General features: G+C 62.4%; 8 protein-coding genes. 4 read left to right on the top strand and 4 right to left on the bottom strand.

Annotated features, from left to right (window positions below):
• Positions 1–92: 92 nt before the first annotated feature.
• Both ACU0AG_RS10030 and ACU0AG_RS10035 read left to right on the top strand, forming a co-directional pair.
• Complete coding sequence (locus tag ACU0AG_RS10030; protein ID WP_482782139.1) at positions 93–737, top strand: S24 family peptidase; 645 nt, start codon at positions 93–95, stop codon at positions 735–737.
• Between the two features lie 24 nt (positions 738–761).
• Positions 762–1,175 carry a thermonuclease family protein gene (locus ACU0AG_RS10035; protein ID WP_482782146.1) on the top strand — a complete coding sequence of 138 codons (414 nt, stop codon included), beginning with the start codon at positions 762–764 and terminating at the stop codon, positions 1,173–1,175.
• 27 nt (positions 1,176–1,202) lie between these two features.
• Here ACU0AG_RS10035 and mobF read toward each other — a convergent pair whose 3' ends face one another.
• The 3 genes from mobF to ACU0AG_RS10050 are packed head-to-tail and all read right to left on the bottom strand — an operon-like array spanning position 1,203 to position 6,970.
• Positions 1,203–4,127 (bottom strand): MobF family relaxase, encoded by a 2,925-nt coding sequence (gene mobF, locus ACU0AG_RS10040; RefSeq protein WP_482782140.1) that lies wholly within the window; start codon positions 4,125–4,127, stop codon positions 1,203–1,205.
• A 37-nt stretch (positions 4,128–4,164) separates the two neighbouring features.
• The gene (locus ACU0AG_RS10045; protein WP_482782141.1) at positions 4,165–6,648 is read right to left on the bottom strand and encodes a type IV secretion system DNA-binding domain-containing protein; all 2,484 of its coding nucleotides are present in this window, start codon (positions 6,646–6,648) and stop codon (positions 4,165–4,167) included.
• Positions 6,638–6,970 carry a hypothetical protein gene (locus ACU0AG_RS10050; protein WP_430386400.1) on the bottom strand — a complete coding sequence of 111 codons (333 nt, stop codon included), beginning with the start codon at positions 6,968–6,970 and terminating at the stop codon, positions 6,638–6,640. Before ACU0AG_RS10050 ends, ACU0AG_RS10045 begins: the two co-directional genes overlap by 11 nt.
• Positions 6,971–7,410: 440 nt before the next feature.
• On the opposite strand from ACU0AG_RS10050, the gene ACU0AG_RS10055 reads away from it, so the two are divergent.
• On the top strand, positions 7,411–7,593 hold the full coding sequence (locus tag ACU0AG_RS10055) for a hypothetical protein (RefSeq protein ID WP_482782142.1): 183 nt from the start codon (positions 7,411–7,413) through the stop codon (positions 7,591–7,593).
• Between the two features lie 114 nt (positions 7,594–7,707).
• On the opposite strand, the gene ACU0AG_RS10060 is transcribed toward ACU0AG_RS10055, so the two are convergent.
• Complete coding sequence (locus ACU0AG_RS10060; protein WP_482782143.1) at positions 7,708–7,944, bottom strand: hypothetical protein; 237 nt, start codon at positions 7,942–7,944, stop codon at positions 7,708–7,710.
• Between the two features lie 324 nt (positions 7,945–8,268).
• Here ACU0AG_RS10060 and ACU0AG_RS10065 point away from each other — a divergent pair, with 324 nt between their 5' ends.
• Positions 8,269–8,499 carry a DUF6437 family protein gene (locus ACU0AG_RS10065; protein ID WP_336926730.1) on the top strand — a complete coding sequence of 77 codons (231 nt, stop codon included), beginning with the start codon at positions 8,269–8,271 and terminating at the stop codon, positions 8,497–8,499.
• Positions 8,500–8,544: the final 45 nt, after the last annotated feature.

An 8,544-nucleotide genomic window follows, 5' to 3' on the forward strand; every position in this document is an offset into this window, starting at 1 on the left:
TAATGCACTTGCGTTCTTTCTATGTTCCAAATAGGAGGCCTTCCTAGAGCCTAGGATCATGCTTCCTAGACAGATGCAACAGGAGCCGCAGCATGGACGATGCACGACGAGCGCTGGACGAGTTGATCCAGAAGCGCGGCTGCAACTATTCCGAGATCTCACGCCTGCTCGGGCGCAATGCCGCCTACATTCAGCAGTACATCCGCCGCGGCAGCCCGAAACAGCTCGATGACCAGGATCGCTCGGTCCTCGCCCGCTTCTTCGGGGTGGACGAAAAGGTGCTCGGCGGCCCGGCACGCCGCTCAAGTCCTGACGCCGACCTCGTGCATATTCCCATCCTCGATGTGGAAGCATCGGCCGGATATGGTGCGCTCGCCGGGTCGGAAGACAACTCTGCGCAATTCGGGTTCGACGAGAAATGGCTGCGCCGGCTCACGGCCAGCAAGGCATCCAACCTTTCGATTATCGGAGTCCTCGGGGATTCGATGGAACCGACCTTGCATGACGGCGACGAGGTAATGGTCGACCTCGGTGATGGTCAGGCTCGCTTGCGCGATGGCATCTACGTGCTGCGCATGGATGACATGCTGAGCGTCAAACGGATCGCGATCGAACCGCAGGGCAAGCGGGTATCGGTCCTCAGCGACAACCCGACATATCCGAGCTGGCGCGGTCTCGAAAAACGCATGCTCAACATCGTTGGCCGGGTGCTCTGGTTCGGCCGGACGCTGCGCTGAGGATGCATCGACGTGCTTAGCCTGATGGCCGCCACCGTGATTGCCGCGGGACAAACCTTCACCTGCACGCCGACCCGTGTTTGGGACGGTGATGGGCCAGTCTGGTGTGCGGAAGGTCCTCGCCTGCGCATTGCCGGCATTGCTGCGCGCGAAATGAACGGCACCTGCCGCACCCATCATCCGTGTCCGCGCAGTTCCGGGATCCAGGCACGCGACGCGCTCGTGCAGGTATTGGGCGGTGCGCGGGGGACCTCATCGACCGGACATGTTCTGGTCCGGGGGCCTAAATTGACCTGTCGCTCTGAAGGTCGGGCCGAAGGCAATCGCACGGCAGCCTGGTGCCGGTTGCCGGGCGGCGCAGACCTGTCCTGCGCGATGATCCGCACCCGCACGGTCTTGCGCTGGAACCGCTACTGGAAGGGCCCGACCTGCCGCTAACGGCAGGCGTGAAAGGGCAACAACACCCTACAGCCCCATGTCGAATTTTTTGGAAATCGAGCGGTCGAGCTCGGGCACCCTGAGTTGCGCCTCGGATGCCCTCCCCTTCTCCATGCCAGTGGCAGCTGCATTCCGCAGAAGGTCGACCGTCTCAAGCGCCGAGCGCTTCATGCCGGGATTGTTCTCCACTGCAGCCTCGAGCTTGCCAGCATTGTCGACAAACAGGGTCAGACGGTCCCGCAGCCGGGTAATGGTCACAAGGAAGGTCTGCTGGTTGGCCAGGTTCTTCTCGCGGCTGTCCATCACTGCGATACCGCGATCCGAGGTCAGGCCCTGCGCCATGTGCGCGTTGAGCGCATAGGCGAGATCAAGCCGCTTCAGCATCGGATCTGTGGGAGCAAGGCGGTGCAGCACGCCAACCGAGGTCGCAAGGGACACGCCTTTGGCGTCGACCGCGATGATCCGCGCCTGATCGGCATTGAGCAGGCCGCGCCTGTGATCGGTCGCCGTCCAGCGGATGCGGTCGCCATCGTGAATCTCGATCTCGCGGCGTTCGTAAAGCTTCACCGGATCCTTCTCACCCTGAGGACGAAGCTGTCCGGGACGAAACTCGAATTGCCGCCCGCGCTCGTTCTGGAGGGTCACTCGCTCGCGGGAGAGATCGGTTGCCACCACCGCATAGCTTCCCTTCTGGAGCCCCTGCCCCCTTTGCCGGCGATCAACCTCAATCACCGTTCCCGGGGCATAGCTCCTCGCATAGCGCAGCTCCTCACGCGTCAAATTGATGCGTGAGAGCACCTCAAGTTTCATTGCACCGGGACCCAGTTCGCCATTGGCCTTGAGCCCCGTCTGGACCGCTTCGTTGACCTCGCCGCGCAAGGCCCGGCCCGATGCATAGATTGCGGTCACCTCTCTTTCTTTGGGTGCGAGCGAAAGCCATGCGGCTGCTGCGCCAACGGCGGCATTCTCGCCCACGGCGACGACGTTGCCTCCCAGATGGGCGAGCGCCTCGCCGATCCGGCCACCCTGGGCCGCACGCTGGGCGCTGCGCAGCGCCTCGTCGCGCGCGCGCAGATTGGTGTCCATCTGCGCAGCTTCGATGCCAGCCTGCTGCATGACATCGAAGGGCTTACCCGCATCGACCGCCCCCAATTGTTTGGTGTCGCCGATGCTGGCGAAGCGATCCAGCCTCAGGAGATTGGCCAGACGCACCAGCTTTTCCATATCGCCATTGCCGACCATCGATGCCTCGTCGAGCACCACAACGGTCCCGCTCATTGCCGTGCGCGCTGCTTCGAGGCGCGCGCCTCCCTCGCCCTTGAGGATGTCCTGATGCTGTCTGAGGAAGCGCGCCACGGTCATCGAGGGAATGCCGGTTTCGCGCTCCAGCATCTGTACCAGCGTGTTCTGCACGGCGAGGCCCAGCACGGTCTTACCTTCTGTGCGCAGGATATCGGCGACCGGCTTCAGAACCGTGCTTTTGCCTGCGCCGGCCACACCCTGGATCGCGACGATGCGATTGTTCGAGCTTAGCAGCAGGCGGCCCGCCCCCTCCTGCCCCTTGTTCAACATGATGCCATATCTCTTGTGCGAAACGGCTTGCAGCCGTGTTCCGGCATCGAAGGCAGGAACGATGGCGGGCGCTACGCCGCGCCCGGCCTCGACACCCGCCAGGATGCGCTGTTCGAGGCTGATCGCATCGCGGGTGGTGAGCATGTCGCGATCCGGGCCCTTGCCCGCCTGAATGTGCCCCTGCCGGATGAGTTGGAGGGTCCGGCGCTCAATATCGGCAAATGCTGTTGGCAGGGCGAAGCCGAGCGCGGTGCGATAGATCTCGACCTTGCTGAAGGCTGCCTCGCGCTCGGCAAGATGGCGGATAGCCGAGGCGACGCCATGGATGGCTGCGACCTCCTCGGGGCTACGATTGCCGAGCCGCGAGGGTATCAGCGGGTCGCCTTTCGCGATACCGAGGCGCTCGGCGAAGTCGTGGGCGATCTGCTTGCCCTGCTCAACCACCTTGCGGACAGATGACCCCAATCCGGGAAGTTTGCCGAGGTCCTTGGCGCTGCGTGCGTTCGCTCGCGCGATGACCATTGCCGGGTCGAACCCGAACTTATCCGCCGTGTCCTTCCATTGCTGTGTCAGGGCGGCGCGGTCCTCGATGGCTTCCTTTTGCGCCCGCGTCATCAGCGTTGCGGCATCGCGCGCCCGCGGGCCCTGTGCGTGCATCTGCGCGGCTACAGCGAGAACCTCAGCACGGCGCGAGCTGAACGCATCGCGCACATCTTTGGGCACGCCCACGGCCTCGAAATTGCCGTGTTTGCCGAACTCGCCAACCTCGTAGCCGAGCTTCTCCACGCTGAGCCGGAAGCGCGCCATGGTCATGGCGTTGAGGAGGGTATTGTGCTGCCAGAGATTGTCGTTGCGCAGCGCACGCCACTTGCCGTCCGGCCCCTGGGTGACATTGGCGATGACCACATGGAAATGCGCATTAGGCTCCTGGTTGCGGTTTGTGTCGTGCTGAAAGATCGCAGCCACAAGGTTACCGGTCCTGACGACACGCTCGCTGCCGCGCACCTCCATACGGGTTTCGGCGAGGTTCTTCTCAGCCCAGGAAAGGGTCTCGCGGACCGCCGCGCCATAGGCATCGAGGATGCGCTTGTCGCCGCCGACGAGGGCGAGCACCGACCAGCTTTTGGGCATGGAGAAGGTGAGATCGGTGCCCGCGCGATGTGCCCGGTGGTCACTACCCACGCGGCTCCCATCGGGCAGGAAGCCTTTGAGGACGGCCTCGAAGGTCTTGGCATCGACCGCGCCCGAGAGGCCCAGTTCTTCGGCGCCCTTGCCGAGCCACGCCCCGGACCGATCGGCATCGGCCCGGGTGTAGTAATTGTCGGCGGCAAAGTAGCTGGCAGCTCCGCCAGCGGTGCGGACATTGGCTACCGACAGCACAGATATGTCCCTTGCAAGGCGGCATGTAATGCCATTGTCAGATCTCCAGATCGCCCAGGTCCCGCGTGTCCTTTGGCGGCTCGCTTCGCTCAGGGACTCCGTCCTCGTTCAGCAGCTTCCGGGCATTCGAGGATCTCGGCGGGCTCGCCGGTGCACCTCCTTTCCGCAAAGGTGGATCGGTGACCTTTGCGCCGCCAGATTTGGCTGGGGGATTAGCACTTCGCTCGGCTCCGTCCTTCGCCTTTTGTCGACCAGGTGACGGGTTTTGCCTAATCGCACGATCGTTCGACTTGGCGCCCGACTTGGGGCCGGGTTTGAGGGTCGGACGATCATTGCCGTGCGGGTTGTCGAGGCCTCCGGATGGGTCAGCGGGATGGCCGTGCCTGCCCTTCCCGAGAGTTGCCTGATCGCCCTTTGCGCTTTCCGGATCAGTGGGGCTGGCGCTACCGGCAGGAAGCTTGCCCGCCGCATCCGTACCCATCTGACGCGCCGCCTCCGATGCGACTGCGCGATCGGGCTGCGCTGCTTCACCAGTCGCTTTATCGAAGGCCAGCTCGCCCTGTTTGGGGGCGGAATCGAACCGCAAGGTCGACTTACCGCCCCCGTCATCGCTGGACGAAGAATGTGCAGCCGCGACCTCCCCGGGTAGCCCTCCCGGTTTCGGTCGCGGGGGCACGGGAGCGTCGAGCTGCGCGGGCGGTGGAAGGCGATTGGTCCCCCGCACAATAAAGGCGTCGGCCACCTTCGGGCGGCTCACCGGGCGGAGCCTGACGGGCGCTGCGGGGAAGCCTTCCGGGAACTTGATATAGCCCTCAAGGCTCTTCATGTTCATCAGCTCTTCGGGCATCCGCAGCGGCCTGATCGTCGTGCGCCGTGTGAGGCTGACCGCGTCGCGGGCATTGTTCACCCCGTAGGAGTACCCCACATCGGTATCGATGACTTCCTCATGGCCAATGACGTCGCTGCACCAGGTTGCGGTCTCCTTGTCGGCAACTGAAAGGATCAGTTTCGTGCGGGCAAGTGATGCGAGGGTCGGGGCCATGTTCTCACCATAGACCTCCTTGAGCTTGGCATAGGCGTGGAGGCCCAGGACGATCGCCCCGCCGAAATTGCGGGCGGTCTGAAGCCCCTTTTCGAGCGCGGGAAGACGATGCAGCGCGCCAAGCTCGTCGATGAAGAACCAGCACGTGACCTCGTTGCTGCGCGAAGAGGTCATGAGCGTGTTCATGGCCGTATCGAGCCACAAGGTGAGGAGCTGCGAGGTCACGCTCATGTCGACATAGCGGGAAGAAACGAACAGGATCGAGCCTCGTCCCGCAGGCTTAACGGCCGACTGTTCGATCCATTCGCGCACCGAGAAACGCGGACCTTCGGTCGGGAGCAGTTCGAGCGCCTTGGCGTTGACATTGAACACCGCACGCACCGATTCCGCCATCCGCGCGGCTTCAGGTGCGGTGATCGGACCCGCCATCGTATTCTTCACCTGTTCGTGGACATCGGAGAGGTCTGCGGCCATCAATTCCTGCGCGAGTGCCGCATTCGATCCCCTGCCCTGAGCCGCAAGTTCGACGCAGAATTTCACGAACAGCGCGCGTGCACCCAGGACCCAGAACTGCGCATCGCCGCCACCATCATGCGGGACAAGCGCATCGGCGGCGGTCCAGAAATCTGCTTCGGAGCGGCATTCGTCGAAGAGGCTCCATTGCGGGCAGCGGGCATCGAGCGGGTTCAGAATGACGTCCCGCTTGGCATCGTAGAATTGCTCGATGAAGGCACCGGTCAGGTCGAAGACCACACAGTTCTGGCCCTTGGCGCGGGCCTCTTCGATCATCGCCGAAATGGCGACAGTCTTGCCGGTGCCGGTGGTACCGATCAGCATGGTGTGGCTTGGTTCAAGCCGCCACGGATAGACGACGCCGGCGATGTGGGCCGGCCGATAGGGAAAGGCTTTCGCGAGTTCCCATGGCAGGCATAGCCACCACTTCCAGCCTATCGCGGCAGTGCGTTCGAGATTGCGCTTTTCGCGGTTATGCCTGCGCAGGCGGCGGACCAATTCACGAAGGTCAACAAGCTGCGCGCCGCGTACGAATTTGCGATCTTTGGCCTTGCTGCCGAAGCGGGCGGCGAACCCGTAGAACAGCGCAAAGGCGGGGATGAGAAACAGGGCCGAACGCCAGGCAGCGCTAGCGACAAGGTCGGTCATGTGGTCCCACGCCCGGACCACCGGAGGGAAGGAACCGAGCATTCCGATCGGCAACTGCATCGTACCGCCGAAGGCTGTCTTGACGGTCACCAGCTTGTCGGGACTGAACTCCATGAATCCGTAGGCTGCGGCATAGACGCGCATCCAGATGAGATAGAGCTCATAGTCGGTGAGCGCCGATGACAGTGTCCACCATGAGGTCAATGAAATCACCACGGCGGCAATGATCAGCGGGCCTTTGAGGCCTGCAGCGAACATGAAACCGAAGTGCCCGAGGAGCTGGCTGCCGCGTGTGAAATTGTCGAGGTTACGCTTCATCGAAACCTCCCTCGTCGCCGTTCTGGGAGAGTCCGAGTTGCTCGCATCGGCGGACATAGGCCTCATGTGCGCGGCCACGCAGATCATGATCGACGTGACCGGAAAGAAGCGCATCCACCCCCACCATCGTGAAGACTGAGTGGTGGTTCAGCCGCTTCAACCAAGTGCTGAGGCCGACGTTCAGATCGTCTTCGTCGCAGGCTTGCTGAAGCAGCGAGCGGATCCATTCGCTCACGCTGATATCGCGGCGCTCGGCCGCACTTCGAACCCGCTCGGCAAGCTCGAACGAGACATGGACTTGGAGAGATTTTGGCCGTGTCATGCACGGACTCCTTGTGATGAGGAGCCCGGAACGCACTGCGAAAGGCGAGAGGAGAACTAATTCAGAAATGAGAACATGTCAAGAACATCGGCAATGGCGGAATTCCGCCATTTTGGCAGGCGGTCAATCAGAATTGATTGCCAGTTTCGGACCTGTCCAAATCTGATTGGGAAGCTGCCATTTTATGGGATGCTCGCCTGGCCATTGTTTTATAATGACTATTTGTGCCAATAGATGCTGCGACCTGTCGCGTAGGGTGTGCTCACTGTTCCCCTACTGCCAGATGAGAAACCAGGCCTTGAACCTGTAACGGATGATGCGGTTTGTCATGTCCTTCCTGCCGGATTCGCCGCGCATTGCCGACCCTGCAATTTACGTATCCAGGATGTCCCCCGAAGCGTACGTTACCGCAATCGAACGAGCGGAATGGGAGGCAGGCAATGGCGCAGATCAGCTTGAGTGCAACACCGAAAGGCAACGGCTTTCAGGGCACTATCACCTATTCCTATGGCGTCTCGATAAGCTCGGCTGAGACATACCCGACGATTGCGGAGGCCATCTCGGCAGCGGCGATCAAGATGCTTGAGATGCCCGAACGCCTCGAGGAAATCGACAGATCGTAACTCGCCTGCTGACCCTCAATCAGCGGCCGTATCGACCCGAACGCGAAGCTGCGGGATCCGAGCAAAAAACAAAGGGAGGAAGCCCTGACGGACTTCCCCCCTTGAACCTCCGGGTCAGAATTCATCGCTGAGGCGGCCGGGCACCGTATCGATGACACGGTCCAGCAACGCCTTGGGCAAGGCACCGTAATCGCCTTCATCGACCGCGATGTACCCGGTCTCGCCGTCGGTCAGGACGTATTGGGTGAAGTAGCTGTGATAGGACCGGGCATGGGCCTGATCGAGAGCGGCAACGAAGGCTGCCTGATCCGCCTGGTACCCGGTATCGGCCGTCCTGTGTGAAGCGTACATGATTTTCCTCCTGATGTTCGATGCGTCGCATCAGGAGCTGCGAGGATGTGGGTGACGGGCTGGGTCAGGGACCGCGTTAGCGGCCGCGAAGCGGCGATGGGGGCAACGATTTTTGTCGTGCTCGCACGGCAAAAATGGTGGGGCCCCGTCGTCCTTGACGCAGCCCCAAAGCCCGCATCACACTTGGCCTATCTGCGAGAGAGCCCCCCACCAACAGTCGTGGGGCAAAGCGTCGGCTGGCCCCACAAACCACTTCGCTAATTGCCCGCGCAGTGCCACTCTCGGCGACGGAGGGGACCAACGGCCAACAAGGAGGAACACCCTATGGCCAGGTCCAAAATCAGCGCGCGCGATGCGCTGAAGAAACTGCGTGAACAGCGTGCCCAGCTCGACGGCGAGGAAGTTCGTCTTCGGCAGGAGGTGGCGATCGAGCTCGGCAGAGTGCTGATCGAGTGCGGCGCAGAGACCATCGATCCGGCGCAGCTGCGCCAGATCGTCAGCGCATCGATGGCGCTCGGCATCGAGGAAACGCTGAAGCGGATCGCTCCGGCGTAAGCACTGACAGGCGGCGGAACGGGGTTCGAGGCCCCGTTCCGCCGC

The sequence above is a fragment of the Erythrobacter sp. RANMB8 genome (genome assembly GCF_056848235.1).

Bases quoted from the DNA above. Each gene is read 5' to 3' on its own strand.
- ACU0AG_RS10060 (WP_482782143.1), bottom strand. From the start codon at position 7,944: ATGTACGCTTCACACAGGACGGCCGATACCGGGTACCAGGCGGATCAG.
- ACU0AG_RS10045 (WP_482782141.1), bottom strand. From the start codon at position 6,648: ATGAAGCGTAACCTCGACAATTTCACACGCGGCAGCCAGCTCCTCGGG.
- ACU0AG_RS10065 (WP_336926730.1), top strand. From the start codon at position 8,269: ATGGCCAGGTCCAAAATCAGCGCGCGCGATGCGCTGAAGAAACTGCGT.
- ACU0AG_RS10055 (WP_482782142.1), top strand. From the start codon at position 7,411: ATGGCGCAGATCAGCTTGAGTGCAACACCGAAAGGCAACGGCTTTCAG.
- ACU0AG_RS10050 (WP_430386400.1), bottom strand. From the start codon at position 6,970: ATGACACGGCCAAAATCTCTCCAAGTCCATGTCTCGTTCGAGCTTGCC.
- ACU0AG_RS10035 (WP_482782146.1), top strand. From the start codon at position 762: ATGGCCGCCACCGTGATTGCCGCGGGACAAACCTTCACCTGCACGCCG.
- ACU0AG_RS10030 (WP_482782139.1), top strand. From the start codon at position 93: ATGGACGATGCACGACGAGCGCTGGACGAGTTGATCCAGAAGCGCGGC.